The sequence below is a fragment of the Streptomyces sp. NPDC048659 genome (assembly GCF_040650575.1).
In the GTDB taxonomy this organism is placed as follows: Bacteria; Actinomycetota; Actinomycetes; order Streptomycetales; family Streptomycetaceae; genus Streptomyces.
The window spans coordinates 94,057-119,956 of sequence record NZ_JBEZHM010000021.1 but is presented as its reverse complement, the minus strand read 5'-3'; the positions used below and the strand labels follow the sequence as shown (position 1 = coordinate 119,956).

24 protein-coding genes are annotated in these 25,900 nt (G+C 73.4%); 9 read left to right on the top strand and 15 right to left on the bottom strand.

Translation table 11 applies throughout. The features are described 5' to 3' along the window. Positions 1-104: 104 nt before the first annotated feature. Positions 105-2,402: a D-alanyl-D-alanine carboxypeptidase gene (locus AB0C99_RS18570; protein ID WP_362476096.1), complete on the bottom strand. Its 2,298-nt coding sequence runs from the start codon at positions 2,400-2,402 to the stop codon at positions 105-107. A gap of 227 nt (positions 2,403-2,629) precedes the next feature. Between AB0C99_RS18570 and AB0C99_RS18565 the strand changes: the two genes are divergently transcribed. The 3 genes from AB0C99_RS18565 (at position 2,630) to AB0C99_RS18555 (ending at position 4,799) form a co-directional block, all read left to right on the top strand. Further along, positions 2,630-3,334: a GPP34 family phosphoprotein gene (locus tag AB0C99_RS18565; protein ID WP_362476094.1), complete on the top strand. Its 705-nt coding sequence runs from the start codon at positions 2,630-2,632 to the stop codon at positions 3,332-3,334. A 228-nt stretch (positions 3,335-3,562) separates the two neighbouring features. Further along, on the top strand, positions 3,563-4,456 hold the full coding sequence (locus AB0C99_RS18560) for a helix-turn-helix transcriptional regulator (protein WP_362476092.1): 894 nt from the start codon (positions 3,563-3,565) through the stop codon (positions 4,454-4,456). A gap of 142 nt (positions 4,457-4,598) precedes the next feature. Continuing rightward, complete coding sequence (locus tag AB0C99_RS18555) at positions 4,599-4,799, top strand: DUF397 domain-containing protein (protein ID WP_362476090.1); 201 nt, start codon at positions 4,599-4,601, stop codon at positions 4,797-4,799. 128 nt (positions 4,800-4,927) lie between these two features. On the opposite strand, the gene AB0C99_RS18550 is transcribed toward AB0C99_RS18555, so the two are convergent. Further along, positions 4,928-5,815 (bottom strand): hypothetical protein, encoded by an 888-nt coding sequence (locus AB0C99_RS18550; RefSeq protein ID WP_362476088.1) that lies wholly within the window; start codon positions 5,813-5,815, stop codon positions 4,928-4,930. Between the two features lie 82 nt (positions 5,816-5,897). Between AB0C99_RS18550 and AB0C99_RS18545 the strand changes: the two genes are divergently transcribed. Then, a complete protein-coding gene (locus AB0C99_RS18545; RefSeq protein ID WP_362476086.1) occupies positions 5,898-6,692 on the top strand; it encodes an SDR family oxidoreductase in 795 nt (264 codons plus the stop codon). A 30-nt stretch (positions 6,693-6,722) separates the two neighbouring features. On the opposite strand, the gene AB0C99_RS18540 is transcribed toward AB0C99_RS18545, so the two are convergent. Then, complete coding sequence (locus AB0C99_RS18540) at positions 6,723-7,841, bottom strand: ADP-ribosylglycohydrolase family protein (protein WP_362476084.1); 1,119 nt, start codon at positions 7,839-7,841, stop codon at positions 6,723-6,725. Between the two features lie 165 nt (positions 7,842-8,006). Here AB0C99_RS18540 and AB0C99_RS18535 point away from each other — a divergent pair, with 165 nt between their 5' ends. Continuing rightward, the gene (locus AB0C99_RS18535; RefSeq protein ID WP_362476083.1) at positions 8,007-9,086 is read left to right on the top strand and encodes a tyrosine-protein phosphatase; all 1,080 of its coding nucleotides are present in this window, start codon (positions 8,007-8,009) and stop codon (positions 9,084-9,086) included. A gap of 35 nt (positions 9,087-9,121) precedes the next feature. Here the strand turns inward: AB0C99_RS18535 and AB0C99_RS18530 are convergent, their stop codons facing one another. The 4 genes from AB0C99_RS18530 to AB0C99_RS18515 form a co-directional block, all read right to left on the bottom strand. Next, positions 9,122-11,713 (bottom strand): bifunctional FO biosynthesis protein CofGH, encoded by a 2,592-nt coding sequence (locus tag AB0C99_RS18530; protein WP_362476081.1) that lies wholly within the window; start codon positions 11,711-11,713, stop codon positions 9,122-9,124. A gap of 70 nt (positions 11,714-11,783) precedes the next feature. Next, the gene (locus AB0C99_RS18525; RefSeq protein ID WP_362476080.1) at positions 11,784-12,182 is read right to left on the bottom strand and encodes a hypothetical protein; all 399 of its coding nucleotides are present in this window, start codon (positions 12,180-12,182) and stop codon (positions 11,784-11,786) included. Next, positions 12,179-12,463: a hypothetical protein gene (locus AB0C99_RS18520; RefSeq protein WP_362476079.1), complete on the bottom strand. Its 285-nt coding sequence runs from the start codon at positions 12,461-12,463 to the stop codon at positions 12,179-12,181. The genes AB0C99_RS18525 and AB0C99_RS18520 overlap by 4 nt, the downstream gene beginning before the upstream one ends. 18 nt (positions 12,464-12,481) lie before the next feature. After that, positions 12,482-13,315: an LLM class F420-dependent oxidoreductase gene (locus AB0C99_RS18515; RefSeq protein WP_362476077.1), complete on the bottom strand. Its 834-nt coding sequence runs from the start codon at positions 13,313-13,315 to the stop codon at positions 12,482-12,484. Positions 13,316-13,434: 119 nt separating this feature from the next. On the opposite strand from AB0C99_RS18515, the gene AB0C99_RS18510 reads away from it, so the two are divergent. Continuing rightward, positions 13,435-14,916: a CehA/McbA family metallohydrolase gene (locus AB0C99_RS18510; RefSeq protein WP_362476076.1), complete on the top strand. Its 1,482-nt coding sequence runs from the start codon at positions 13,435-13,437 to the stop codon at positions 14,914-14,916. Here the strand turns inward: AB0C99_RS18510 and AB0C99_RS18505 are convergent. Together AB0C99_RS18505 and AB0C99_RS18500 are read right to left on the bottom strand one after the other, a co-directional pair. After that, on the bottom strand, positions 14,903-15,514 hold the full coding sequence (locus tag AB0C99_RS18505) for a hypothetical protein (protein ID WP_362476074.1): 612 nt from the start codon (positions 15,512-15,514) through the stop codon (positions 14,903-14,905). The two genes, AB0C99_RS18510 and AB0C99_RS18505, sit on opposite strands and share 14 nt — an antisense overlap. Before the next feature lie 112 nt (positions 15,515-15,626). Continuing rightward, complete coding sequence (locus tag AB0C99_RS18500) at positions 15,627-16,160, bottom strand: GNAT family N-acetyltransferase (RefSeq protein WP_362476073.1); 534 nt, start codon at positions 16,158-16,160, stop codon at positions 15,627-15,629. A gap of 46 nt (positions 16,161-16,206) precedes the next feature. Here AB0C99_RS18500 and AB0C99_RS18495 point away from each other — a divergent pair, with 46 nt between their 5' ends. Beyond that, complete coding sequence (locus AB0C99_RS18495) at positions 16,207-17,019, top strand: GNAT family N-acetyltransferase (protein ID WP_362476071.1); 813 nt, start codon at positions 16,207-16,209, stop codon at positions 17,017-17,019. A gap of 135 nt (positions 17,020-17,154) precedes the next feature. Then, on the top strand, positions 17,155-17,622 hold the full coding sequence (locus tag AB0C99_RS18490) for a carboxymuconolactone decarboxylase family protein (RefSeq protein ID WP_362476070.1): 468 nt from the start codon (positions 17,155-17,157) through the stop codon (positions 17,620-17,622). Here the strand turns inward: AB0C99_RS18490 and AB0C99_RS18485 are convergent. Further along, the gene (locus AB0C99_RS18485) at positions 17,588-18,082 is read right to left on the bottom strand and encodes a GNAT family N-acetyltransferase (RefSeq protein WP_362476068.1); all 495 of its coding nucleotides are present in this window, start codon (positions 18,080-18,082) and stop codon (positions 17,588-17,590) included. The two genes, AB0C99_RS18490 and AB0C99_RS18485, sit on opposite strands and share 35 nt — an antisense overlap. 114 nt (positions 18,083-18,196) lie before the next feature. On the opposite strand from AB0C99_RS18485, the gene AB0C99_RS18480 reads away from it, so the two are divergent. Then, entirely contained in the window at positions 18,197-18,415 is a 219-nt protein-coding gene (locus AB0C99_RS18480; protein ID WP_362476067.1) for a hypothetical protein, read from the top strand. A 90-nt stretch (positions 18,416-18,505) separates the two neighbouring features. Here AB0C99_RS18480 and AB0C99_RS18475 read toward each other — a convergent pair whose 3' ends face one another. From AB0C99_RS18475 to AB0C99_RS18455, 5 genes are all read right to left on the bottom strand, one after another. Beyond that, on the bottom strand, positions 18,506-20,080 hold the full coding sequence (locus tag AB0C99_RS18475) for an APC family permease (RefSeq protein WP_362476065.1): 1,575 nt from the start codon (positions 20,078-20,080) through the stop codon (positions 18,506-18,508). Between the two features lie 346 nt (positions 20,081-20,426). After that, positions 20,427-21,893 carry an aldehyde dehydrogenase family protein gene (locus AB0C99_RS18470; protein WP_362476064.1) on the bottom strand — a complete coding sequence of 489 codons (1,467 nt, stop codon included), beginning with the start codon at positions 21,891-21,893 and terminating at the stop codon, positions 20,427-20,429. Continuing rightward, positions 21,890-23,629, bottom strand: coding sequence for a D-aminoacylase (locus tag AB0C99_RS18465; protein ID WP_362476062.1), 1,740 nt, complete (start codon positions 23,627-23,629; stop codon positions 21,890-21,892). Before AB0C99_RS18465 ends, AB0C99_RS18470 begins: the two co-directional genes overlap by 4 nt. 253 nt (positions 23,630-23,882) lie before the next feature. Then, the gene (locus AB0C99_RS18460; RefSeq protein ID WP_362476061.1) at positions 23,883-25,007 is read right to left on the bottom strand and encodes an LLM class flavin-dependent oxidoreductase; all 1,125 of its coding nucleotides are present in this window, start codon (positions 25,005-25,007) and stop codon (positions 23,883-23,885) included. Positions 25,008-25,116: 109 nt separating this feature from the next. Further along, the gene (locus AB0C99_RS18455; RefSeq protein WP_362476059.1) at positions 25,117-25,878 is read right to left on the bottom strand and encodes an SDR family NAD(P)-dependent oxidoreductase; all 762 of its coding nucleotides are present in this window, start codon (positions 25,876-25,878) and stop codon (positions 25,117-25,119) included. Between the last annotated feature and the right edge of the window lie 22 nt (positions 25,879-25,900).

Sequence of the window (25,900 nt, the reverse complement as noted above, 5' to 3'; positions counted from 1 at the left end):
ACGGACGAGGTCTACGAGCACCTGGTCTTCGACGGCGCCGAACACATCCCGCTGGCGAGCCCCCGGGGAGCTCCCCGGGCACCCGCCGCGAGCGGCCCGCCGGCTCAGCCGACGCGGGTCAGCTTCTTGCCGAAGCCCGGCTCGACGAGGTCGCCCTGGAGCGCCACCGGGGCGCTGACCTTGCCCGTACCGGTGCCGATCGACACCTCGCCGACCACGTCGCCGTCCTTCCCGGAGTGCGGGAGGGCCTTACCGCCGTTCGTGAGCTCCAGGCTCACCTTCAGGCCCGGCCAGCCGACGGCCTTCAGCTCCTTGGTCGCCACGACCGGCGTCCGGCCGCCCATGCCGTCGTCCACGTACCCGACGACCTGCCCCTTCTTCACCACGGCCGCGGACGTGACGTCCTTCTGCGCCTTCTGGATGATCTTGAGGCTGTTCGCGATGGCCAGCTCCAGCTTCTGGTAGAGCTGGTTCGCGTCCTTCGCGCCCATGACGATGCCGATGATCCGGTACTTCCGGCCGTCGACGACCGTGTTCGCCGCCCACAGCAGGTTGCCGCCGGCCGGGGTCGAGGAGCCGGTCTTGATGCCGGTCACGCCGGGCTGGAGCAGGATCGTGTTGTTGTTCTCGATCCGGCCGGGGATGCCCGGGACGGTCAGGTTCGGCATGTCCACGATCTCGCGGAACACGTCGTACTGCATGACCGCCTTGCCCAGCTTGATCTGGTCCTGCGGCGTGGACATCGTGCTCGACTGCAGGCCGGACGGGTCCGTGTACGCCGAGCCGGTCATCCCGAGCTCCTTGGCGGCGGCGTTCATCTTCTCGACGAACGCGGCCTCCGAACCGGCGTCCCAGCGCGCCAGCAGCCGGGCCACGTTGTTGCCCGAGGGGATCATCAGGAGCTGGAGGAGCTGCTTCTGCGTGTACTTCTCCCCCTCCTTGATCGGCGCCGTCGACTCGTCCTTCGCCTTCGCCTGCTCGCCCGCGGTCGCGTCGACCTCGATCTCCGGGCCGGACTCGTTCCCCTTGATCGGGTGGTCGCGGAGGATCACGTACGCCGTCATCGTCTTCGCGACGCTCGCGATCGGCGCGGTCTTCTGCGGGCCGTACGTGCCCATCGAGCCGACACCTTCGACCTCGACCGCGCCCTGGCCCTCGGACGGCCACGGCAGCGCGAGCTCGCCGCCCTCGAAGGTGTACGTGGGGGCCGCCGACAGCGTGAGCTTCGGGGCCGGCAGCGGGCGTACGAGCTGTACGACCGCAAACACGACGAGGACCAGGAAGATCAGCGGGGTCCAGATCTTGACCCGGCGCACCCCGGTCCGCAGCGGGGTCTCCGGCGGCGGCGGGGTGTTCGTCAGCTCGGCCAGGATCTCCAGCGGCGGACGCGGCGGCAGCGGCTGCTGCCGGGTCCGCTCCGGCTCCGCGAGCGACGCGGGCGCCTGGGCGGCGGGCGGCTGGGCGGAGGCGGCGGGCTGTACGGCCGGGGCCTGGGCGGCCGGCTTCTGTGCCGGCTTCGGCTGCTCCTGGGTGATGTCGCCCTTGAGCGGGCGGAACATCGACTCGGGCAGCTTCAGGGCCGTCGTGGGCTGGTCCACGGGCGGCTCGGCGGGCGCGGCCGGCTTCGGCTCGGCGGGCGCGGCCTTCGCCGCGGCGGGCTCGGCCTTCGGCTCGGCGGGGAGCTTCGGGGCCTTGAAGACCGCGGTCGGCTGGTCCACGGGCGGCGCGGCGGGCGCCGCGGCGGGCTTCCCCTCCGGCTCGGGGGCCGACTCCCGCTTCGGCTCCGCGGGCTTGCGCGCGGCGAACCAGGACTCGGCGGGCTTCTCGGCCGACGGCTCCTCGGCCGACGGCTTCCCGGCCTCCGGCTCGGGCTTCGGCTCGGGCTCGGGCTTCGGCTCGGGCTTCGGCTCCTCGGCGGCGGCCTCGACCGTCTCCGGGTCCGCGTCCGCGTCATTCGCGTCCCCGTCCGCGTCCTTCTTCGCCCAGGAGGTGGTGCGGGCCGACGCGGCGGCGTCCGCCGCAGGCTTCGCCTCATCGGACCCGGCGGCGTCATCGGACCCGGCATCGGCGTCGGCGTCAGCCTCGGCCTCGCCGCCCTTGCCGTCCTCGCCGTCCGCCCCCTCCTCGTCCGTGGCCACCCACGCCGCCACGGCCTCCTTCAGCCGGTCGTCCTCGGGCGCCGGCTCCTCGGCCCCCTCGACCGCGTCGGGCTCCGTCCCGTCCGCCCCGTCCGCGTCCCCGGCGGCTCCCGCCGCCTCCGGCGCCTGCCGCGGGGACAGGGCCTTGAAGACCGCCGTCGGCTCGTCCACGCGGTCCTGGAGCACGGACAGCCTCGGGTCCTTGCCCTCTCCGCCGGCCGCGCTCTCCCGCTGCTCCGCCTTGTCGGGGGACTCGCCCGCCATCGTGCCGCCTCCATGCGTCAAACGAACGTCAATCGAACGTCATGCGAAAAGCGTCCGGAACTCGTCCGGACGTCCGAACCGTCTACCAGTGTCCCGTGTGGACCCCCCGGCTCCCGTGCTAGACGAGAACGACATACCTGCCGGTTCCCGTACGAAGCGCCCAGGCACTCTCGACAGATGAATGTGAGAGGGGTCACCCTGTCATTCATCCACGCGGGGAGGCATGGATGGGCAGGAGCCGCAGAACAATTCCGGAGGAGCTTCTGCTGCTCGCTCTGGACCCGGCCACGGGTACCACAGCGCAGCCGCAGTCGCTCGACCTCGGCCTCGCCGGAGCACAGCTAGTGGAGCTGGCTCTGGCAGGACGGATAGCCCCTGACGGGGATCGTATCGCCGTGGTGATGCCACGGCCGACCGGAGATCCGACTCTGGACTCCGCACTGGAACTGCTGCGCAGGCGCGGCAGTCCGGTCCGGGCCGTCCACTGGATCGGCGGGCCCCGGCTGGGGCTGCGTCAGATCTATCTCGCGCACCTGGAGCGCTGCGGCATGGTGCATGCCGTGGAGGGCCAGATGTGCGGGGTGCTGCCGACGACTCGCTACCAGGCGACGGACACGGCGATCAGCCGGGACATCCGATCCCGGCTGGACAGTGCGATCCGCACCGGCGTACCGCCGGACCCGCGGACCGCGGCGCTCGCCGCGCTGGCCCACGCGGTCGGTCTCGGCAAGCACCTGTACCCGGGGAACGAAGGACGGTCGTCGCGGTCCCGGCTGCGCGACCTGATCCGGCACGACCCCATGGGCGGCCTCGTGGCGCACGCCGTGATGGACGTCCAGAACGGCGTGGCCGCACAGCCGCGCCGCAACAACGCGGCGGCGAGCGGGGTCCCGCAGCAGCCGCGCCGGGGAAGCATGGCCCGCGCCGTGTGACCCCGGGTGTGCGGCCCGCGTCCGAGCGGCGCGCGGCCCACGCCCCCGATCCGCACCGGGAGCCGCGTACGGGCGCGGGACGGCCGTCCATCGTGACGGGCGTCCCGCGCACCCGGCGTCCCCTGCGTCCGTCTGGTGATTTCCCAGCGCACACCACACCTTTGGTGGCAGTCTGCCAAGCAGTAGATACTCACAGCTACGCAGCCGACAGCCGGAGGTGCAGTTTCCGTGGCGTCCAGTGTCAACCCCACCGTCAGGCGACGCCGATTGGGCCAGGAGCTGCGCCGGCTCCGGGAAGCGAAGAACATGACGGCCGAGCAGGTCGCCGAGCGTCTCCTCGTCTCCCAGTCGAAGATCAGCCGCCTTGAGAACGGCCGCCGTTCCATCAGCCAGCGCGACGTCCGCGACCTGTGCGGGGTGTACGAGGTCGAGGACGAGCGAGTGGTGGACTCGCTCATGCAGATGGCCAAGGACTCGCGCCAGCAGGGCTGGTGGCACGCCTTCGGCGACATCCCGTACAGCGTCTACATCGGTCTGGAGACCGACGCGGAGAGCCTGCGGGTGTACGAGCCGCAGATCATCCCGGGGCTGCTCCAGACGCACGGCTACGCCGAGGCGGTCATCAGCGGGGCGCTGCCGGAGTCGACCGCCGCCGACATCGACAAGCGGGTCACGGTCCGCACCCGCCGCCAGGACCGCATCAAGGACGACGAGCGTCCGCTGCGGCTGTGGGTGGTCATCGACGAGGGCGCGCTGCGCCGGGTGGTCGGCGGACGGCGGCTGATGGCGCAGCAGTTGGAGCACCTCATCGAGCAGTCGCTGCTGCCGCACGTGACCGTGCAGGTGCTGCCGTTCGAGATGGGCGCGCATCCGGGCATCAGCGGGCACTACGCGATCCTGGAGTTCCCCGACACCTCGGACTCCAGCGTGGTGTACATCGAGGGCGTGACGAGCGACCTGTATCTGGAGAAGGCGCAGGACGTCGCCAAGTACAGCGTGATGTACGAGCACCTGCGGGCGCAGGCGCTGAACGCGGAGCAGACCCGGGAGTTCGTGGCGCGGATCGCGAAGGAGTACAAGGAGGAGAGGGAAGGGGAGGAGGCGGGCACGGTACACCCCTGACTCTCCCTGACGGAAGCACAGTTGGAATATGCCATCCGGTCGAGTGAACGCCGGTCCCGCCGGACGGGCGGGACCAGTAGCGTCGATCACACCACGGCAGATGGACGTGGGCGTGACACCTACAGAAACCGGAGTGAGAAACATGGGCATCATTCAGGGCGGCACGGACACCTGGACCAAGTCCTCCTATTCCGGCGGCAACGGGGCCTGCGTCGAGGTCAAGTCCCCCGTCGTGAGCGCGATCGCGGTCCGTGACTCCAAGGCCCCCGAGGGCCCCTCCCTGTCCTTCGGCCCGGGCACCTGGAACGCGTTCGTGGGCGAGGTGAGCGCCGGGTCCCTGTGACCCCGCGTCCCGTCGCACCACAGGAGTAGAGCCCTCTCGTCCGGTCCGCCGTCCTGGCCGAGGGGGCTCGGTGCTTTTCCCGGCCCCCTCCGGCCCCCTCCCGGCCCCTCCCGTCCGCCGGACAGGTCCTAGCGCAGCTCGTCCACGTAGCGGTCCGTGCCCGGGACCGTGGGGATGAACGGGGCCACCAGCTCCACCCGCGCCCCCGCCCCCCACTCCGCCGCCGCCAGGTCCGCGAAGTGCTCCTCCCAGCAGGTGCGGGGATCGGCCTCCAGGAACCACAGCAGGGTCAGCCGGTTGTCGACCCCCTCGACCTGCTTCACGTACGTCATCCGGTCCCCGGGCAGCGGGGTGGGCCGGAAGAGCGTCACCATCGCCGCGGGGGATCCCGCGAGCCGGCGCGGCAGTTCGCGCGAGCGCAGCCGCTCCACGAGCGCGTCCCGGGCGTCCGGCCCCTCCGTGTCGACGACCTGGAGGACCAGCCCGGCGTACGGGTGGTCGAGGGCGTGGAAGTCCCGGGGGCCGGCCGCCCCGTCCCGGTAGACGGTCGCCTCGTGGTCCTGGAACGCGGTGAAGACGTGGGTGCGGTCGTGGTAGACCCGGGCGTCCCGGTTGAGGCGCTTGTTGATGCCGACGGTCCACTTCATGTGCTCGTCGTAGCGGCCCTCGGTGATCCAGTACGTGGAGAGGTAGCAGCCCGCGGTGACCGGCTGGGCGACCGCCGACTTCTCCGGGCCGCGCAGCTCCTGGAGCGCGCGGGTGGCGACCCAGCGGCGGCCCGCGAACATCCAGGGCATCGCCATCGCGCCCGCGTAGTAGTGGTCGTCCTCGTACCAGCGGTTGTACGCGTACTCGTGGCCCGGGTGCGGCTCGACCATGGTGATCAGCGCGTGGCCGGGGCGCACGCCGTACGGGCCGGTCGCGGCCAGCTCCGCGTACGTCTCCGCGCCGGTCCCCGCGGCCGTTCCCGCGCCCGCCCCCGGGCCCGTATCCGTGCCCGTATCCGTGTCGCTCATCGTCCTGCCCCTTCCCTGCTCGGTTCCGTGCACCTACTCTGACGGGCCGTCAGATCATTGAACAGGCCCAGGGAGGTTCCGGATGCCGCTCCAAGGACTGCTCCAGGGAAAGACGGTCGTCGTGTCGGGCGTCGGCGCCGGGCTCGGCCACCGGATCGCCGAGACGGTCGTCCGGGACGGCGGCCGGGCGGTGCTCGGCGCGCGCACCGAGGCCAACCTCGCCAAGACCGCCGCCGAGATCGACCCCGGCGGCGACCGCACCGCCTACCGGGTCACCGACATCACCGACGAGGCCCAGTGCGAGGCGCTGGCCGCGCTCGCCGTGGAGCGCTTCGGCGGGATCGACGCCGTGGTGCACGTCGCCGCCTGGGACTCGTACTTCGGAGGGCTTGAGGACGCCGACTTCGCCACCTGGCAAGGCGTCCTGGACGTCAACCTGCTGGGCACCCTGCGGATGACCCGGGCCTGCCTGCCCGCCCTCAAGGAGCGCGGCGGCTCGGTGGTCCTGATCGGCACCCAGTCGGCCGTCGCCGCGCCCTCGCAGGTCTGGCAGGCGGCGTACGCGGCCTCCAAGGGGGCGCTGACCTCGGCCATGTACTCGATGGCGCGCGAGCTCGGCCCGCACCGGATCCGGGTCAACACCGTGCTGCCGGGGTGGATGTGGGGGCCGCCGGTGCAGGCGTACGTGCAGTTCACCGCGCACACCGAGCAGGTCCCGGAGGCCGAGGTGCTGGGGCGGCTCACCGAGCGGATGGCGCTCCCGGAGCTGGCCACCGACGGGGACGTGGCGGAGGCGGCGGCCTTCCTCGCCTCCGACCGGGCGCGCGCCATCACCGGGCAGTCGCTGCTGGTCAACGCGGGGGAGCTGATGCGCTGAGCGCCCCGCCGGGGCCGGGGTCCGGCCCGGTCAGTCGCGGGGGTAGCGGGCCAGCCAGTCGGGGGCCGCGTCGGCGGGGCCGTGCAGGGCGGCGCCCTGGGTCAGCTCCATCGCGAGGTCGTCGGCGAGCTCCAGGACCGTCGCCCGGCCCTCCAGGCCGGCCAGCCAGGCCGGCGGCAGCGCCGTCTCCCCGTGCACGGCGCCCAGCAGCGCCCCGGTCAGGGCGCCGGTCGCCGCCGACGGGCCGTCGTGGTTGACCGCGAGCCGCAGCCCGTGCCGGACGTCCTCGCCGACCAGCGCGCAGTAGACGGCCGCCGCGAGCTGCCCCTCGGCCCGGTCCTCCGCCGCCCCGAGCGCCGCCACCCGCTCCGCGTCCGGCGCCCCCGCGCGTACGGCGGCCAGCGCGGCCTCCAGGGCGGCGGTCACCGGCGCATGGCCGGGGCGCGCGGCGAGCTGGCCGACCGCGGTGCGCACCGCGCCCTCCACGCTGTCGCCGCGGGCCGCCCCGTGCACGACGACCGCGAAGGCGCCGGCCGCGAGGTAGCCGGCCGGGTCGCCGTGGCTCTGCGCCGCGCACTCGACCGCGAGCTGGCAGACGAGCTGCGGCTCCCAGCCGACGAGCAGGCCGAAGGGCGCCGAGCGGACCAGGGCCCCGGAGTCGGCGGCCCGCGGGTTCTTGGGCTTGTCCAGGGTGCCGAGGACCTCGTCGCCGAAGCCGGTCAGGCAGGCCCTGGCCGGGTCCCGGCGGGCGTACAGCCACTCCTCGCGGGCCAGCCAGCCGAGGCCGGGGCGCCGCTCGTCCGGGCCCCAGTCGCGCTGGGTGGCCGCCCAGCGCAGGTGCGCCCGGTGCACGTCGGTGGGCGGGTGCCAGGCGCCGGTGTCGCGGCGGACCTGGGCGCGGATCAGGCCGTCGACGGTGAACAGCGACATCTGGGTGGCCGCGGTGACGGCGCCGCGGCGGCCGTGCGCGGGGACCGGTTCGGTCAGGCCGCCGGGGCCGTGGGCCGCGCGGAGTTCGGCGAGGGTGCGGCCGGCCGCGCCCGCGCCGAGCGCGTCGCCGACGGCGCCGCCGAGCAGGCAGCCGCGGACGCGGGCGCGGAAGTCCTGCTGTTCGGTGCGGCCCCACACGGCAGCGGCTGTGGTGGTCACGACGTGCCTCCCCCGGTCGGCGCTTCTGGTCCAGCACTGTAATAGACCGGATGCGCTCGTTCGGGGATCGGAGCGTTATGTGATCCGACGCCTGACAGTCCATTTTCGGTAGCGTTTCGACCGCAGTTCACCGGTTGTTCGCGGCGGGCCAGAACGATCCGCGCCATGAGTCCTGTGACACGAGTCAAGACCGCCTCCGCCGCGCTGGCCGCCGCCGCGCTCCTGGTGGGTCTCGGCGCCCCGACCGCCTCCGCGCACACCCGCCCCGAGCACGGGCGCGCGGAGCACTCCCGCACCGCCATCCCCTTCACCGCCGCGACCGTCACCGAGAACGCCGGCGGCACCTTCACGGTCACCTGGAACGCCCCCGGCGTCCGGTCCGTCGCCGTCCGCACCGACGGGCGCACGGTCGCCCGCGGCGGCTCCGCCGGCAGCGTCACCGTGACCGGGCTGCCCTCCGCCGACCGCCGATGGTTCGACCTGGTCCCCGAGCGGGGCGGCTCGCTGCGGCTGGCCGACCGGCTGATCCGGCTCCAGGGCACGGTCAACTTCCGCGACGCGGGCGGCTACCGCACCCGCGACGGGCACTGGGTCAAGATGGGCGAGGTCTACCGCTCCGACGCCCTCGACAAGGCCACCGACGCCGACCTGGCCAAGCTGAAGCGGCTCGGCATCCGCACGGTCTTCGACCTGCGCATGGAGTCCGAGCGGACCAGCGCCCCCGACCGCGTCCCGGCCGGCGCGCGCTACCGCGTCGCCGACGTGCTCGCGGGCACCGGCACCTTCGCCACGATGCCCAAGTCCCCGGCCGAGGCCGAGGGCATGATGGTCCAGGGCAACCGCTTCATGGTGAGCGGCGACACGGCGAAGGCCGCGTACGGCACGGTCTTCGACCGGATCGGCGACGGCGGCGTGCTGTTCCACTGCACCGCCGGCAAGGACCGCACCGGCTGGGCCGAGGCGGCGCTGCTGACCGCGCTCGGCGTGCCCGAGGAGACGGTCATGGCCGACTACCTCGCCAGCAACACCTACCGGGCCGCCGCCAACGAGGCCGTCCTCTCCCACCTGCCGCCCGCCCAGGCCGCCGTCTACAAGCCGCTCCTGGACGTCCGCCCCGGCTACCTGAACGCCAGCTTCGACGAGGTGGAGCAGAAGTACGGCTCCTTCCGCGCGTACCTGCGCAAGGGCATCGGCGTCGACCACCAGGAGCTCAAGGAGCTCAAGCGCGAGCTCCTGGTGGGCTGACCCCCGAGCCCCCGGGCCTCCGGGCCTCCGGGCCCCTAGTCCTGGACGAGCGGCAGCAGTTCCGGCAGGTGTCCGTCCGACGCCCGCGCCGTGCGCTGCCGCTCGTCCGGCACCTCCCCGTACAGCGTCGTACGGGGCTTCGCCGGGCGGCCGGCGCTCTCCGCGATGGCCTCCAGGTCGCGGATCGAGCGGTAGGAGCCGTAACTCGACCCGGCCATACGGGAGATGGTCTCCTCCATGAGGGTGCCGCCGAGGTCGTTGGCGCCCGAGCGGAGCATCTCCGCCGCGCCCTCCGTGCCCAGCTTCACCCAGCTGGTCTGGATGTTGGGGATGTGCGGGTGGAGCAGCAGCCGGGCCATCGCGATGACGGCCCGGTTGTCGCGCACGGAGGGGCCGGGGCGGGCGATGCCCGCGAGGTAGACCGGCGCGTTGGTGTGGATGAACGGCAGGGTCACGAACTCCGTGAAGCCGCCGGTCTCCTGCTGGATGCGGGAGAGCGTGCGGAAGTGCCCGAGCCAGTGCCGGGGCTGGTCGACGTGCCCGTACATCATCGTGGACGAGGAGCGCAGGCCCAGCTCGTGCGCGGTGGTGATCACCTCGATCCAGGTGGCCGTGGGCAGCTTGCCCTTGGTGAGCACCCAGCGGACCTCGTCGTCGAGGATCTCGGCGGCGGTGCCGGGGATCGAGTCGAGCCCCGCCTCCTTCGCGGCCGTCAGCCACTCGCGGATCGAGAGCCCGGTGCGGGAGGCGCCGTTGACGACCTCCATCGGCGAGAAGGCGTGCACGTGCATCCCGGGGACGCGCTCCTTCACGGCCCGCGCGATGTCGAAGTAGGCGGTGCCGGGCAGGTCCGGGTGGATGCCGCCCTGCATGCACACCTCGACCGCGCCGACCTCCCACGCCTGCTGGGCGCGGTCCGCGACCTGGTCCAGGGAGAGGGTGTACGCGTCGGCGTCGGTGCGGCGCTGGGCGAAGGCGCAGAAGCGGCAGCCGGTGTAGCAGACGTTGGTGAAGTTGATGTTGCGGGTGACGACGTACGTGACGTCGTCGCCGACGGCGGCGCGGCGGACGTCGTCCGCGATCCGGGTCAGCGCGTCGAGGGCCGGGCCGTCGGCGTGCAGCAGGGCGAGCGCCTGGGGGTCGGTGAGCCGGGTGGGGTCGTCGGCGGCGACGGCGAGGGCCTCGCGGACGTCGGTGTCGATCCGCTGCGGCACCATGCCGGGCGCGGCGGCCTCGCGGAGCGCGTCCCAGTCCCCGTACACCTCGTCGAAGTCCTCGCGGCGGTCGCCGGTGCGGCCCTCGGTGTCGATGGTGCGGTGCAGGTCGGTGCGGCCGGCGGCGGTGAACGCCTCGTCGGGCTCCTGCCAGGGCAGGCCGCGGACGACGGCGTCCGGGTTCGCGAGGCCGGTCTCCGGGTCGGCGAGGGCGCGGACGTGCGGCAGCAGCCGGGGGTCCAGCCAGGGCTCGCCGCGGCGGACGAACTCGGGGTAGACGCAGAGGCGTTCGCGCAGCTCGAAGCCGGCGGCGCGGGAGCGTGCGGCGAGCTCCTCGATCTGCGGCCAGGGGCGCTCGGGGTTGACGTGGTCGATGGTGAGCGGGGAGACGCCGCCCCAGTCGTCGACGCCGGCCGCGAGGAGCCGCTCGTACTCGGCGTCCACCAGGTTCGGGGGCGCCTGGAGGCAGGCGCTCGGGCCCATGATCAGGCGGGCGACGGCGACGGTGGCGACGAGGTCGTCGATCTCGGCGTCGGGCATCGCGCGCATCGCGGTGTCGGGCTTGGCGCGGAAGTTCTGGATGATCAGTTCCTGGACGCCGTGGTAGGCGCGGGCGACGCGGCGCAGCGCGAACAGGGACTCGGCGCGCTCCTCGTAGGTCTCGCCGATGCCGAGCAGCAGCCCCGAGGTGAAGGGGACGGAGGAGCGGCCGGCGTCCTCCAGGACCCGCAGCCGGACGGCGGGCTCCTTGTCGGGCGAGCCGTGGTGGGGGCCGCCGGGCTCGCTCCACAGGCGCTCGGCGGTGGTCTCCAGCATCATGCCCATGCTGGGGGCGACGGGCTTGAGCCGCTGGAAGTCGGTCCAGGACAGGACGCCGGGGTTGAGGTGCGGCAGGAGTCCGGTCTCCTCCAGGATCCGGATCGCCATGGCGCGGACGTACGCGAGGGTGTCGTCGTAGCCGTGCGCGTCGAGCCACTCGCGGGCCTCGGGCCAGCGGTCCTCGGGCTTGTCGCCGAGAGTGATGAGGGCTTCCTTGCAGCCGAGTTCGGCGCCTCGGCGGGCGATGTCGAGGACCTCGTCGGGGGTCATGAACATCCCGTGGCCGGCGCGGCGGAGTTTGCCGGGCACGGTGACGAAGGTGCAGTAGTGGCACTTGTCCCGGCAGAGCCGGGTGAGGGGTATGAAGACGCTCTTCGAGTACGTCACGATGCCGGGCCGCCCGGCGGCTTCGAGCCCGGCGTCCCGCACCCGCCCGGCCACGCCGACCAGCTCCGCGAGCGCGTCCCCGCGCGCCTGGAGCAGCACCACGGCCTCGGCGACGTCGAGCGCTACCCCGTCCCTGGCCCGCCTGAGCGCGCGCCGCATCGCGTTCTCGGTGGGTCCTGCGGGGCGTCGTGCCTGGTGATCCGTCATGGACCGAGCATACGAGCGGGGGCGGTGGGGGGACATGGGCCGTGGGGGCGGGGCGGACCTGACGGCGCGGTCAGTGGTAGCCCAGTATCCCGGGGGCGTCGATGTCCACGGTGACGATGCCGGGCGGGTAGCGGCCCTCGTGGGCGGTGAGCAGGATCGACATGCCGGTGAACTGCGCCCGGGGCGAGGCGCAGTAGAGCGCGTGGCAGGTGTCCGGGGAGCCGAAGCCGTCGCGCACGAGGGTGCCGACGGTGACGGCCGCGACGGTGTCGAGGTTGTCGACCACGACCGAGGAGAGCCCGAGGACGGCGCGGCTGACGCCTTCGTCCGCCGCCACCGCCTCCGCCAGGCACAGGGCCGGTGCCCACATGACGTCGCCCGGCGTGTTCGCCATGTTCGCCGCGAGCTGGTTGAGGGCCTTGTGGCCCTCGGCCACGGCCAGGATGGCGCTGGTGTCGAGGATGATCACGCGGCGTCGTCCCGTGCGGCCCGCACCTTCTCGGCCGCGATCCGGTAGATGTTGCCGAGGACGTCGGGCGCCCGGTCGAACTCCTCGTCGCTCATCTCCACGCCCATGTTGCGGCGGGCCACCTCGCGGTCGGCCTTGAGCCGCTCGGCGATCTGCTCGCGGGTCGGCTCCCGCTCCGCGAGCTGCTGGACGAGCTGTCCCAGGGTGAGCCCGCGCTCGGCGGCGAGGGAGGCCAGGTGATCGCGGGTCTCCCGGGAGACCTGAATCGTCGTCGTTGCCATAGTGGCACTATAGCGCCGTCACGGCAGATACCGCTCGTACGTGTCCAGCGTCCGCAGCACCTCCCCCTCCCCGCCCGGCGGGAGCTGGACCACGACCTCCTCGCAGCCCAGGTCCGCGTAGTGGGCGAGCTTGCCGGGGGCGGGGTGGACGGCGAACGGGACCGTCTGGAGGGCCTTCGGGTCGCGGCCCGCCGCCTCCCAGACCTCGCGCAGCCTCGGCAGCGTCTCGGTGAGGCCGCGGCCCCCGATGGGCATCCAGCCGTCCGCGTAGTCGGCGATGTGCGCGAAGAGCTTGGGGCCCGCCGCCCCGCCGACCAGGACGCGGGGCGCGCCGCCCGGCGGTTTCGGCCAGGCGTGGGAGGCGCGTACGGAGAGGCCCGACTCCCCCGTGTACGCGGTGGGTTCGGGCGCCCACAGGGCGCGCATCAGGTGCACGGCCTCGCGGGTGCGCTCGCGCCGGGTGGACCAGGTGACGCCGTGGTCGTCGGCCTCCTCGCGGTTCCAGCCGAAGCCGACGCCGAGGGTGAAGCGCCCGCCCGACAGGTGGTCGAGGGTCGCGATCCGCTTGGCGAGCGCGATCGGGTCGTGCTCGGTCACCAGGGTGACGCCGGTCCCGAGCAGCAGCCGCTCGGTGACGGCGGCGGCCTGCCCGAGCGCGACGAACGGGTCGAGCACCCGCCCGTACTCCGGCGGCAGCGGCCCGCCGGCCGGGTAGGGCGTGGTCCGCTCGACGGGGATGTGGGTGTGCTCGGGCAGATAGAGCCCGGCGAAGCCGCGCCGCTCCAGCTCGCGGGCGAGCCGCACGGGGGTGATGGTCTCGTCGGTCAGGAAGATCGTGGTCGAGATCCGCATGACGGCACGGTAGGGGCTGCCGCGCCGAATTCCGAGGGGCGCGACGGGAGGGCTTGGGGCCCCACAGTGACCGTTTCCCGTTGTTCCCCCGTTCACCGGGGCGGAGGACAGTCGGGGGCATGACGGAGACGACCAGACGCGCGCTCCTCGTGACGGGTGCCGCGGGCGCGCTTACCTTGGGGACCGTGAGCTTCGCCCGGGCCGACGGCGGCGGGGGGCTCGGCCGCACCGTGAGCGGGAGCCTTCCGCCGGGCTCCCCCGACTACGTGTACCTGCCCGTCGAGCTGCCGCCCGGCGTCCGCGAGCTGCGCGTGGCCTACACCTACGACCGGCCGCCCGTGCCGCCCGGCACCCAGGGCAACGCCCTCGACATCGGGCTCTTCGACCAGCGCGGCACCGCGCTCGGCGGCCGGGGCTTCCGCGGCTGGTCCGGCGGCGCGCGCACGGAGTTCTTCGTACGGGCCGACGACGCCACCCCCGGCTACGTCGCGGGGCCGCTGCGGCCCGGCCTGTGGCACCTCGTGCTCGCTCCCTACACCGTCGCCCCGCAGGGCCTCGCGTACACCGTGACCGTGAGCCTGACGAAGGGGCCGGACGCGCCCGCCGTCCCGGTCGCCTACCCGCCCGAGCGGGCCCGGGGGCGCGGCCGGGCCTGGTACCGGGGCGACTGCCACCTGCACACCGTGTACTCCGACGGGCGCCGCACCCCGGCCGAGGTCGCCGCCCTCGCGCGCGCGGCGGGGCTCGACTTCCTCACCGCCACCGAGCACAACACCCATGCCGGGCACGGCGCGTGGGCCCCGCACGCCGGGGACGACCTGCTGGTCCTGCTCGGCGAGGAGGTCACCACCCGCAACGGGCACGTCCTCGCCCTCGGCACCGACCCGGGCACCTTCGTCGACTGGCGCTACCGGGCCCGGGAGAACCGTTTCGGCCACTTCGCCCGCGAGATCCGCCGCTCCGGCGGCCTCGTCGTCCCCGCCCACCCGCAGGCCACCTGCGTCGGCTGCGCCTGGAAGTTCGGCTTCGCCGACGCCGACGCGGTGGAGGTGTGGAACGGCCCCTACACCCCCGACGACGAGGTCGCCCTGGCCGGCTGGGACGCGGCCCTCGCGCGCGGGCGCTGGACACCCGCGATGGGCAACAGCGACGCCCACCGCGACCCCGACCGGGTCGGCACCCCGCAGACCGTCGTCCTCGCGGAGGAGCTGAGCCGGGCGGCGGTCCTGGCCGGGCCGCGGGCCGGGCGCAGCTACGTCGCCGAGTCCTCGGCCGTCTCCCTCGACTTCCGCGTCACCGACGGGCGCGGCCGGACCGCCGGGATCGGCGAACGCCTCCCGGTCCGCGCCGACGAGCCCGTCACCGTCCGCCTCCGCGTCACCGGCGCCCCGCCCGGCGGGACGCTGCGCCTCGTCACGGACCAGGGTGTCCTGCACACCGTCCAGGACACCGACACCGCCGAGTGGACGACGACCGCCGCCTACTCCACGTACGTCCGCGCCGAGGTCCGCCACCCGGCCACCGCCCCACCCCTGCCGGGCGCCCTCGCCGCCTTCACGAACCCGGTGTTCCTGGGACGGGCGGGGGCTACCGGCCGGTGACGGGCCGCCGCACCGCCATCGGCCCGTAGCCGCCGCGCTCCCACACCCGCTCGCGGAAGCCCTGGAGCGAGAGCGGGACCCGGTCCTCGCCGGGCACGCCGTGGAAGGTGACGGTGCCGCAGCGGTGGCAGTACCAGCCGTGCGACCACAGCTCCTCGGCCCGGCCCCGGCCCCGGGTCCGCAGGGCGAACGCCGCCTCACGGCCCAGCAGCACGACCGCGACGAAGACGACGACGCCCAGGGCGACGGCCGCGACGGTGTCGAGGAAGGCGAGGTCGGGGCCGGTGTCCTGGGGGAAGCCGGCCCCGGCGCCGTCCCCCTCGGCGCCCTCGGCCAGCCGCCCGCCCAGGAACGCGCCGATGCCGACGACCGCGGCGAGCATCCCGAGGCCGCCGAGCGCGCGGCCCGGACGCCTCGGCAGCGGTGCGAGCGCGTCGGCGAGCGCGGTGGTGGCGATGCGGGTCACGGTGCGCGCGGCGCCGCCGGCGTCGCGCTCGCGGCTGGTGACGGCGGTGCGGCCGGCCAGGTACACGGCGGGCACCGCCTGCGTCAGATCGTGTCGCCCGCAGCCCGGGCAGGTGTGCGTGGTCCCGTTCACGGCTCCCCCTCGGTCCGCACCGCTACCGCGAGGATGACGGGTCCCTGTCACCCCCGGGTCGCCGTCGGGTCACCGTCCTGTACCGCCGCCGGTACCGCCGCCCGCAGCGCCCTCAGGCCCGGTACTCCGTGAGGTCGATCGCGTGGATGCGCAGCGCGTGCCCGAACTCCGGGTGGACCGTCTCCCGCTCCAGCGTCATGCCCAGCTTGCGCATCACGTTCTCCGACGCCGTGTTCGCGGCGCGCGCGATGCTGATCACCCGCTCCAGGCCGCGGTCCTGGAGCGCGAACTCCAGGGCGGCGTGCGCGGCCTCCGAGGCGTAGCCCTGGCCCCAGTACTGGCGGCCCAGGCGCCAGCCGATCTCCACCTCGTGCTCCGCCTCCGGCAGGAAGTGCGGGACGGACAGGCCGGTGAAGCCGATCAGTTCGCCGGAGCCGAGGAGCTCGACGGCGAAGAGCCCGAAGCCCTCGTCGTCCCACTCCTCCTCCCAGTGCTCGATGTTCCCCGCCGTCGTCTCCAGGTCGCGTACGGAGCCGTCGCCGATCCACTGCATGACCTCCGGGTCCGCGTTGATCTCGGCCATGGGCACGAGGTCGTCGTCGGTCCAGCGGCGCAGCAGCAGGCGGGGGGTGAGGATCTCGGTCATGGCTCCATCATCCCGCGCGCCCGCGCCCGTACGACATCCTGGGCCCATGCTGACGCTCCTGGAGACCTACTACGACGCCGTGCCCCGCTCCGCCGCCCGCGCGGAGGCGTTCGGGCCGCTGACCCTCTTCGTACGGGACGGGGCCGGGTGGCCGTACTACGCGCGGCCCGCCCTCGGCCACGCGGGCCCGGTGTCCGTGGCCGCCGTGGACGCGGTACGGGCGCGGCAGCGGGAGCTGGGGGCGCCCGAGGCGTTCGAGTGGGTGGCGGAGACGACGCCGGGGCTGCGGGCGGCGGCCGAGGCGAGCGGCCTCGTGGTGCGGGAGCACCCGCTGATGGTCCTCGCCGAGGGCGCCGAGCCGCCGGGCGCGCTGCCGGAGGGCGTCGTCGTGCGCATGGTCGGCGCGGCCGATCCCGCCCTGGAGAGCGCGGTCGCCGCCCCGTACGCCGCGTTCGGAGCCACCCCCACCCCCGGCGCCGCCGTCCAGGTCGGGGAGCGGATCGCGGCGGGTCTCACCCGGCTCGCGGCGGCCTTCGGTCCTTCCGGCACCGCGCTGGCCGCCGGGCAGCACCAGCCGGTCGGCGCGGTCTCGGAGGTCGTCGGGGTCGGCACCCGCCCGGAGGCCCGGCGCCGGGGGCTCGGGCTCGCGGTCACGGCGGCGCTCGTCGCCGACGCGCGCGCGGCCGGTGTGACGACCGTCTTCCTGAGCGCCACGGACGCCACGGTGGCCCGGATGTACGCCCGCGTCGGCTTCCGCACGGTCGCCACCGCCCTCGTCGCCGAGCCGCCCGAGCCGACCGACCCGGCCGAGCCGGCCGAGCCCTCAGAGGGGGCCGAGGGAGCGCGTACGGAGGGGTGATCCGGGCACTCCGAAAGAAATTTCCCGGGGCGTGTCACATTCCCCGTCCCCCGATCCGTCACTGCGGTGAAGGCAACGGAACGGAAGGGACCGGCGGCACACGACCCCGGTCCCGCGGACTCCCAGGAGCGGACCATGCAGCACGCGATCAAGCCCCGGATGACCAACCCCGCCCACGTGCTCCGCGACACCGGCCCGGCGATCATGGGCCTGGTGAAGGCGGTGCGGGAGGGCGGGGTCGCGGAGTCGACCCTGGAGCTCGTGCACCTGCGGGCCAGCCAGATCAACAACTGCGGGTTCTGCGTCGACTTCGGGGTGAAGAGCGCCCGGAAGAACGGCGTGGGCGACGAGAAGCTGTTCGCGGTCGCCGCCTGGCGCGAGACCCCGTACTTCTCCGACGAGGAGCGGGCCGCGCTGGCGCTCGCCGAGTCGGCGACCCGGCTCGCCGACAGCCCGGACGCGGTGCCGGACGCCGTCTGGGACGCGGCGGCCGATCACTTCGACGAGAAGCAGCTCGCCTCGATCGTGCTGATGGTCGCGCTCACCAACTTCTTCAACCGGATCAACGTCACGACCCGGCAGCCGGCGGGCGCGGCGTTCTGAGGGCCGGTTCCCGCACCATCCGCACGTCGATCGGGTCCTCGGACTCGACCGTGAAGCCCGCCCGCTCGTAGAGGCGGCGGGCGGGGCTGCCCTGGACGACGGTCAGCCGGACGGGGACGCCCTCGGTGTCCGCCCGGTCGAGCAGCGTCCGCAGCACCGCCGTCCCGAGGCCCCGGCCCTGGGCCTCGGGGGCGAGGTAGAAGTGGAAGAGGCGCCGGCCGGGGCCGGGCTCGTCGGGGGCGAAGGCCACGCATCCGGCGAAGGCGCCCGCCACCTCGACGACCGAGGTGTGCTCGGGCCGGAACTCGTCCCGGAGCCGCTGCCGGACCCGGTGCTCGTCGTAGCGGCCCAGCCGCTCCAGGTCGGCGCGCATCACGACGGCCTTCAGCTCGGCGACGGGCTCCAGGTCCGCCGCCCGCGCGGGGCGGGTCCGCCAGCCGCCGCGATCCCCGTCCGTCACGTCTGTCCCGCCTGTCCCCGTAGTCACGCGCGCATCCTAAAGAGGGCCCGGCGGGGGTCCGGGGCCGCCCCCTCCGCCCGTAACCGGACCCTGTCCGTCCGCGTTGGAGCGGACATGAAGAAGATCCTCACCGCAGCCGCCCTGACCGGACTCGCCGTGGCCGGCGGTCTCACCGCCGCCGCCGGGACCGCCGCCGCCGACACCGGGGGCGCCAACCTCCCCTCCGTGATCCCGCTCAGCGGGGTCCTGATGCCGCAGGGCAAGGGCGGCGCCCCGGCCGAGATGCCGGCGCCGAACAAGCTGGTCTCGGGGCTGCTGCCCGGCGGCCACTGACCGCGGCGGCGCCGGGAACGACAAAGGTGGCGGGACCCCCCACGGGCCCGCCACCTCGTCGTTTCCGTCAGCCGACGGTCGCGGAGTCCATCAGTCCGCGACCACCAGCGACGGGGTCTCCTTGGTGAGCACCTCGCCGCGGAAGAACGCGGGGCTGCGGCGCTGCATCACCAGCATGATCACCACGCCGAGCAGCAGCAGCCCGACGCCGATGACGAAGACGGAGCCGACGCCGAGGACCGCGGAGCCGGAGCCGTAGGCCGGGTCCCACATGTCGTACAGCGTCTTGGCGAAGACGGCGGTGAGCATCAGGCCGCCGAGGGCCGGCATGAGGCCCTTGAAGGCGAAGTCGCGCACGGAGCGGAAGAGCTCGCCGCGGAAGTACCAGACGCAGGCGAAGGCCGTCAGCGCGTAGTAGAAGCAGATCATCAGGCCGAGCGCGTAGATCGTGTCGACCAGGACGTGCTCGCTGACCAGGGTCATCACCGTGTAGAAGACGCCGGTGGCGACACCGGCGACGATCGTCGCCTTGCCGGGGGTCTTGAAGACCGGGTGGACCTTGGTGAAGGACTTCGGCAGGGCCTCGTAGGTGGACATGGCCAGGACCGTGCGGGCGACCGGGATGAAGGTCGTCTGGAGGCTGGCGGCGGCCGAGGCGAGCACGGCGACGAAGAGCAGGATGCCGAGGGCGGGGCCCATGACGGGGCCGGCCAGGGCGGCGAAGACGTTGTCGGAGGTCTCCGGGTTGGCCAGGCCGAGGCCCTCGCCGCCGGAGCCGACGGCCATCTGGGCGGCGATGCCGGTGGCCAGGTAGGAGCCGACCAGGACGACCATCGCGATGAGCGCGGCGCGGCCGGGGGTCTTGGCGCTGCCGGTGGTCTCCTCGTTGGTCGCCATGCAGGCGTCCCAGCCCCAGTACATGAAGATCGACAGGGAGAGTCCGGCGGTGAACGCGGCGAAGGACTGCACCGCGAAGGGGTTCATCCAGGACCAGGAGAAGTCGACCGAGGTCTCGAAGGAGCCGGCCTTCGACAGCGCCATCGCCACGAACAGGCCGAGGACGACGAGCTGGAGGCCGACCAGGGTGTACTGCAGGCCCTTGGTGGCGGTCATGCCCCGGTAGCTGATCGCGGTGGCGGTGGCGATCAGGGCGAGGCAGGTGACGATGTGGACGGCCTTGTTGTCGTCCAGGGCGGCGATCGACGGATTGCCCGTGATCTCCCCGGCGAGCAGCCAGAAGTACGAGGTGGCGACGCCGGCCAGGTTCGACAGCACGATGATCGTCGCGATCACCAGGCCCCAGCCGCACATCCAGCCGACCTTGGGGCCGAACGCCTTCACGGTCCAGGTGAAGGAGGTGCCGCAGTCGGGCATGACCTTGTTCAGCTCGCGGTACGCGAACGCGACGAGGAGCATCGGCAGGAAGCCCGCGAGGAAGACGGCGGGCATCTGGAGGCCGACCTCGCCGGCGGTGGAGCCGAGGGTCGAGGTGAGGCAGTAGACGGGGGCGACGGTGGAGATGCCGATGACGGCGCTGCCCATCAGGCCCACGGAGTTGCCGCCGAGGCCCTTGGTGCGCACGCCGCGCTGGTCGGTGGTGCCACCCGCGGTCGCGGTGCCCCTTACCGTGTCTCCGGCCTGGGGCCGCACATCCACCTGAGTCATGAACAGGACGTTAAATGCTGCGGTTTCCACATCCGGAAGATCGTCGTCCGCTCATTTGATCGATCATCACCTTGCAATCTGAGGGCGAATCCGGGTGGTCGCCAATGATTGAAAGATCGACGACCCGGCCGGACCGACCAAGCGGTAGGTCCGGCGCGAGTGTCCGATATGCGGGAACCGCAGCACTGTCCGGAATGTCCGATTCAAAAATTTCCCGAGGAATTTTCCGAAGGTCTCCGGAAACGGGAAGGTGCCGGAAGACCCCCGGTCCGCACCGAAGGTCCCGGATCCGCCCGGACGGCGCCGGATCCGCCGGGACGTCCCGCCCGGACGGCGCCGGATCCGCTCAGCCCGGCCAGACCACCGCCTGCGTCTCGCTGTACGCGTGCAGCGCGTACGAGCCCACGTCCCGGCCGACCCCGCTCTTCTTGAAGCCGCCGAACGGCGCCTCCATGTTCCGGCCGATCGTGTTCACCCCGACCCCGCCCGCCCGCAGCCGGGCCGCGACGCGGAAGGCGCGGGCCACGTCGCCGGACCAGACGTAGTCGATCAGCCCGTAGTCGCTGTCGTTGGCGAGGGCGATCCCCTCCTCCTCGTCGTCGAAGGGCACCACCACGACCACCGGGCCGAAGATCTCCTCCCGGACCACCCGCATCTCGTTGGTGCAGTCCGCGAGCAGCGTCGGCGCCACGTAGAAGCCCCGGTCGAGGCCCGGGCCCGACGGGCGCTCGCCGCCCGCCACCACCGTGGCGCCCTCCTTGCGGCCCAGCTCCACGTACGACTCGATCCGGTCCCGGTGCGCCGCCGAGATCACCGGGCCGACCACCGTGCCCCGCTCCGCCGGGTCGCCGACCTTCATGAAGCCGAGGTAGCCGGTCAGCTTCTCGACCAGCCGGTCGTGGATCCCGCGCTGGGCCAGCACCCGGGTCGGCGCGGTGCAGATCTGCCCGCTGTAGAAGGAGAAGGTCGTGCCGATCCCCATCACCGCGGAGTCCAGGTCGGCGTCGTCGAAGACCAGCGCGGCGCCCTTGCCGCCGAGCTCCATCAGCTGCCGCTTCAGGCTCCGGCCGCAGACCTCGCCGATCGCCTGGCCGACCGCCGTGGAGCCGGTGAAGGAGACCATGTCCACCGCCGGGGAGTCCACGGCCGCCTCGCCCACCGCCGGGGCGGAGCCGGTGACCAGGTTGACCACCCCGTCCGGGACCCCCGCCTCCGCCAGCGCGCGGACCATCGCGAACACCGACAGCGGGTCCTGCGGGGCCGGCTTCACCACCACCGTGTTGCCCATGGCGAGCGCCGGGGCGATCTTGCCCGCCGGGTTGGCCCAGGGGTTGTTGTACGAGGTGACGCAGGTGACCACGCCGACCGGGCGGCGCACCGCGACCGCCCCGAACACCCCGGCCTTCCCCATCGGGCCCGCCTCGTTGATCTGCGGCGGCAGCGCCTGCTCGACCGGCTCCAGGGCGCCGCGCGCGTACCGCCGGAAGCGCGAGGCGCCCACCGCCACCTGCATCCCGCGCGCCGTCGCCGTCGTCGCCCCGGTCTCCGCGCGGGCCAGCAGCGTGTTCGCCTCCGCGTCGCGGGCCATCAGGTCGGCGGCCCGGTCCAGGATCGCGGCCCGCTCCTCCGGCCTCGTCCGCGACCAGGTGCCGAAGGCGTCCCGGGCCGCCTCGGCCGCCGCGTACACCTGCGCCCGGGACGCCTCCGGGGCGAGGCCGACCAGCCCCTCGGTGGCCGGGTCGGTCACCTCGTAGTGGCCGCCGTCGGGCTCGACCCACTCGCCCCCTATGTACAGCCGCTCCGTGATCGTCACCTGGTGCTCACCGTCCTCGTGTCGCGGCCCGAGCGCAGCACCCGGCCCGGGATGGCGCCCGTCACCTCGTCGTCGCGTACCGTCTCGACCCCGTTGACCCGCACCGACACGATCCCGACCGCCCGCGAGTCCAGCCGCGGGCTGTCCCCGGGCAGGTCGTGGACCAGGGTCGCCGGGCCCGCGTCGATCCGCTCCGGGTCGAAGAGGACCAGGTCGGCGTGGAAGCCCTCGGTGATCCGGCCCCGCTCGACCAGCCCGAAGAGCCGGGCCGGGTCGTCGCTGAGCATCCGCACCGCCTGCTCCAGCGGCACCAGCTTCCGGCCGCGCAGGCAGTCGCCGAGGAAGCGGGTGGTGTACGGCGCCCCGCACATCCGGTCCAGGTGGGCGCCCGCGTCGGAGCCGCCGAGCAGCACGTCCTCGTGCTCCCAGGTCGCGCGGCGCAGCTCCCAGGAGGCCGGGTCGTTGTCGGTGGGCATCGGCCACAGCACGGTGCGCAGCTCGTCGTTGGCGCAGATCTCGACCAGGCACTGGAAGGCGTCCTGGCCGCGCTCGGCGGCGATGTCCTTGACGACCCGCCCGGACAGGCCCGCGTTCTCCTTGCTGTACGTGTCCCCGATGACGTACCGGCCGAAGTTCGCCAGCCGCCGGAAGACGCCCGCCTCCTTGGAGTCGGCGCGGCGCAGCAGCTCGGCCCGGACGGCGGGGTCGCGCAGCCGCTCGATCCGCTCGGGCACCGGCAGGCCGAGGACCTCGCCCCAGCCGGGGATGAGGTTGAGGGCGCAGAAGGTGCCGAGCGACATGTTCATGGGGGTGAGGATCGGCATGGTGAGGGCGACGATCCGGCCGCCGGCCGCGCGGGCCCGCTCGGAGGCGAGGAGCTGGCGCGGGACGCGTTCGGGGACGGCGGCGTCGATGGTGAGGACGTTCCAGTTGAGCGGGCGTCCGGCGGCGGCCGTCATCGCGACGAAGAGGTCGATCTCCGGGTCGGAGAACTGGTCGAGGCAGCCCGCGAGGATGGCCTCGATCTGGGTGCCCTCGTGCTCGCCGACGGCCTCCGACAGGGCGATCAGCTCGGCGGGCAGGGCGTGCCGGGAGGCGACGGGGGCGCCGTCGCCGTCGGAGTGGGTGGCCGACTGGGTGGTGGACAGGCCCCAGGCGCCGGCCGCCATGGCCTCCTTGAGGAGGGCGACCATGCGGGCCAGCTGCTCCTCGGTGGGCTGTCCGCCGACCGCGTCCGCCCCCATCACGTACCGGCGCAGGGCGCAGTGGCCGACCATGAAGCCCGCGTTGACGGCGGTGCGTCCGTCGAGGGCGTCGAGGTACTCGGAGAAGGAGGACCAGCTCCAGTCGACCCCCTCCTCCAGGGCCTTCAGGGCCATGCCCTCGACCTTGGACATCATCCGGCGGGTGTAGTCGGCGTCCTCGGGCCGGTCCGGGTGGAGCGGGGCGAGGGTGAAGCCGCAGTTGCCGCCCGCGACGGTGGTGACGCCGTGGTTCATGGAGGGGGTGGCGTAGGGGTCCCAGAAGAGCTGGGCGTCGTAGTGGGTGTGCGGGTCGACGAAGCCGGGGGCGAGGACGAGTCCGGTGGCGTCCTCGCTGGTCCCGGCCTCCTCGGTGACGGTGCCTGGCTCGGCGATGACGGCGATCCGTCCGTCGCGGAGGCCGACGTCGGCGGTGAAGGCGGGGGCGCCGGTGCCGTCGACGACGGTGGCGCCCTTGATGAGGTGGTCGAGCATGGGCCGTCCTTTCTGCGCGGGTCCCGCGCGGGAGCACGGGCGCGCCCCGGTCGGGGGCCTGGCGCAGCCGGCCGCGGCTGCGGTTGCCTCCGGCCGGGGCCGGTACGGGGCGGCGGTCCGGGAAGACGCCGCCCCGCGCTGGGGGTGCGGGTCAGGGCACGGGGCCCGGAGGCGCCCGCGTGGGCGCCGTCCCGTGTGCCCACCCGTCCCGCCCTGCGGGACGATTGCCCACACGGGGGTGGCGAGGGCTCCGTCAGGAGCCCGCGCCCTGCCGGAAGCGGGTGGTGCGGTGGACGGGGTCCGTGTCGATGTTCGGGATGACGTGCTCGCCGATGAGCTTGATGGAGTTCATCGTGTCCTCGTACGAGATCCCGATCGGCAGGCCGAAGGAGAGCTGGTCGGCGCCCGCCCGCTCCCAGCGGCGGCACTGGGCGAGGACCTCCGACGGGTCGCCGCAGATCATCAGCTCCTCCGCGATGAGGAGTTCGATGATCTCGGCCGAGTACTCGGGGAGCAGCTCGGGCCACTCGGGGACGCCCTCGGGGCGCGGGAAGGTGTCGTGGTAGCGGAAGAGCAGCGACTGGAGGTAGTTGAGCCCGCCGCCCACCGCGATCTCGACGGCCTTCTCGTGGGTCTCGGCGCAGATGGCGGTGGAGGTCACCATGACGTTGTCGTTGACGAAGTCGCCGACCGCCTTGGCCTCCTTGATCGCGTTCTTGTAGGACTCGACGACCCACTCCATGTCGGAGACCTTCTGCACGCTGAAGCCGAGGACGCCGAGGCCCTTCTTCCCCGCCATGGCGTACGAGGCGGGGGAGCCGGCCGCGTACCACATGGCCGGGTGGGACTTGCCGTACGGCTTGGGGAGGATCTTGCGGGGCGGCAGCGACCAGTGCTTGCCCTGGAACCCCTCGTACTCCTCCTGGAGCCACATCTTGGGGAACTCGCCGATGGTCTCTTCCCAGATCTCCTTGGTGTGGTTCATGTCCGTGATGCCCGGGAAGAAGCCGAGGATCTCGTGGGAGCCGGCGCCGCGCCCGGAGCCGAACTCGAACCGTCCGCCGGAGAGGTGGTCGAGCATGGCGACCTTCTCGGCGACCTTCACCGGGTGGTTGACCTGGGCGAGCGGGTTGAAGATGCCGGAGCCGAGGTGGATGCGCTCGGTGGCGTGGGCGAGGTAGCCGAGGTAGACGTCGTTGGCGGAGAGGTGCGAGTACTCCTCCAGGAAGTGGTGCTCGGAGGCCCAGGCGTACTTGAAGCCCGACTTGTCCGCCTGGATGACGTACTCGGTCTCCTCGATGAGGGCCTTGTGCTCGGCATCGGGATCGGTCTCGGCCCGCTTGCCGACGTATCCCTGTACGAAGATCCCGAATTCCACGGAAGTTCACCGTCCTCGTGAGTTTCTGACGAATCGTCAGATCAGCGATGTGCCCGACTTTCGCACCGCGCGGTGGGTGCGTCAATACCTGATGGTGCGTCAGAAAAGCTCAGAAGAGGCTGACCCCGGCCAGCCAGCCGCCGTCGATGACGAAGGGCTGGCCGGTGATGTACGCGGAGTCCTCGCCGGTCAGGAAGAGCGCCAGGGCCGCCACCTCCTCCGGCCGCCCGATCCGCCCGAGCGGCACCAGCTTGCGGTACAGCTCCGCGGTGGCCGCCGGGTCGACGCCCTCCGGGTTGCTCATGGCGGTGTCGATGGCCCCCGGGCAGACCGCGTTCACCCGGATCCCCTTCGCCGCCAGCTCCAGCGCGGCCACCCGGGTCAGCCCCAGCACCGCGTGCTTGCTCGCCGCGTAGGCGCCGACCCCGGCCATGCCGGTCACGCCCGTGTACGAGGCGGTGTTCACGATCGTGCCGCCGCCGGCCGCCGCGATCTCCGGCGCCACCGCCTTGATGCCCAGGAAGCAGCCGACCTGGTTGACCCGCACGATCGCCTCGAACTCGTCCAGCGGCGTCGTCACCAGCTCGTTGAAGCGCAGGATGCCCGCGTTGTTCACCAGGCCGTCGATCCGCCCGAAGCGCTCCTTGGCCGCGGCCACCGCCGCCGCCCAGTCCGCCTCCGCGGTCACGTCCAGGCGCACGTAGAGCGCCCGCTCCTCCCCCAGCTCCTTGGCCAGCGCCTCGCCGGGGCCGTCCAGCACGTCCCCGAGGACCACCCGGGCCCCCTCGTCGGCGAAGAGCCGCGCCTCCTGCTCCCCCTGCCCGCGCGCCGCGCCGGTGATGACGACGACCCGCCCGTCCAGCTTGCCCATGCGATGGCTCCTTTCGGATCCC

Coding starts and splice junctions, on each gene's coding strand:
- AB0C99_RS18480 (WP_362476067.1), top strand. CDS start 18,197: ATGAAGAAGATCCTCACCGCAGCCGCCCTGACCGGACTCGCCGTGGCC.
- AB0C99_RS18465 (WP_362476062.1), bottom strand. CDS start 23,629: ATGCTCGACCACCTCATCAAGGGCGCCACCGTCGTCGACGGCACCGGC.
- AB0C99_RS18530 (WP_362476081.1), bottom strand. CDS start 11,713: ATGACGGATCACCAGGCACGACGCCCCGCAGGACCCACCGAGAACGCG.
- AB0C99_RS18520 (WP_362476079.1), bottom strand. CDS start 12,463: ATGGCAACGACGACGATTCAGGTCTCCCGGGAGACCCGCGATCACCTG.
- AB0C99_RS18515 (WP_362476077.1), bottom strand. CDS start 13,315: ATGCGGATCTCGACCACGATCTTCCTGACCGACGAGACCATCACCCCC.
- AB0C99_RS18495 (WP_362476071.1), top strand. CDS start 16,207: ATGCTGACGCTCCTGGAGACCTACTACGACGCCGTGCCCCGCTCCGCC.
- AB0C99_RS18565 (WP_362476094.1), top strand. CDS start 2,630: ATGGGCAGGAGCCGCAGAACAATTCCGGAGGAGCTTCTGCTGCTCGCT.
- AB0C99_RS18555 (WP_362476090.1), top strand. CDS start 4,599: ATGGGCATCATTCAGGGCGGCACGGACACCTGGACCAAGTCCTCCTAT.
- AB0C99_RS18490 (WP_362476070.1), top strand. CDS start 17,155: ATGCAGCACGCGATCAAGCCCCGGATGACCAACCCCGCCCACGTGCTC.
- AB0C99_RS18510 (WP_362476076.1), top strand. CDS start 13,435: ATGACGGAGACGACCAGACGCGCGCTCCTCGTGACGGGTGCCGCGGGC.
- AB0C99_RS18535 (WP_362476083.1), top strand. CDS start 8,007: ATGAGTCCTGTGACACGAGTCAAGACCGCCTCCGCCGCGCTGGCCGCC.
- AB0C99_RS18500 (WP_362476073.1), bottom strand. CDS start 16,160: ATGACCGAGATCCTCACCCCCCGCCTGCTGCTGCGCCGCTGGACCGAC.
- AB0C99_RS18545 (WP_362476086.1), top strand. CDS start 5,898: ATGCCGCTCCAAGGACTGCTCCAGGGAAAGACGGTCGTCGTGTCGGGC.
- AB0C99_RS18570 (WP_362476096.1), bottom strand. CDS start 2,402: ATGGCGGGCGAGTCCCCCGACAAGGCGGAGCAGCGGGAGAGCGCGGCC.
- AB0C99_RS18455 (WP_362476059.1), bottom strand. CDS start 25,878: ATGGGCAAGCTGGACGGGCGGGTCGTCGTCATCACCGGCGCGGCGCGC.
- AB0C99_RS18550 (WP_362476088.1), bottom strand. CDS start 5,815: ATGAGCGACACGGATACGGGCACGGATACGGGCCCGGGGGCGGGCGCG.
- AB0C99_RS18475 (WP_362476065.1), bottom strand. CDS start 20,080: ATGACTCAGGTGGATGTGCGGCCCCAGGCCGGAGACACGGTAAGGGGC.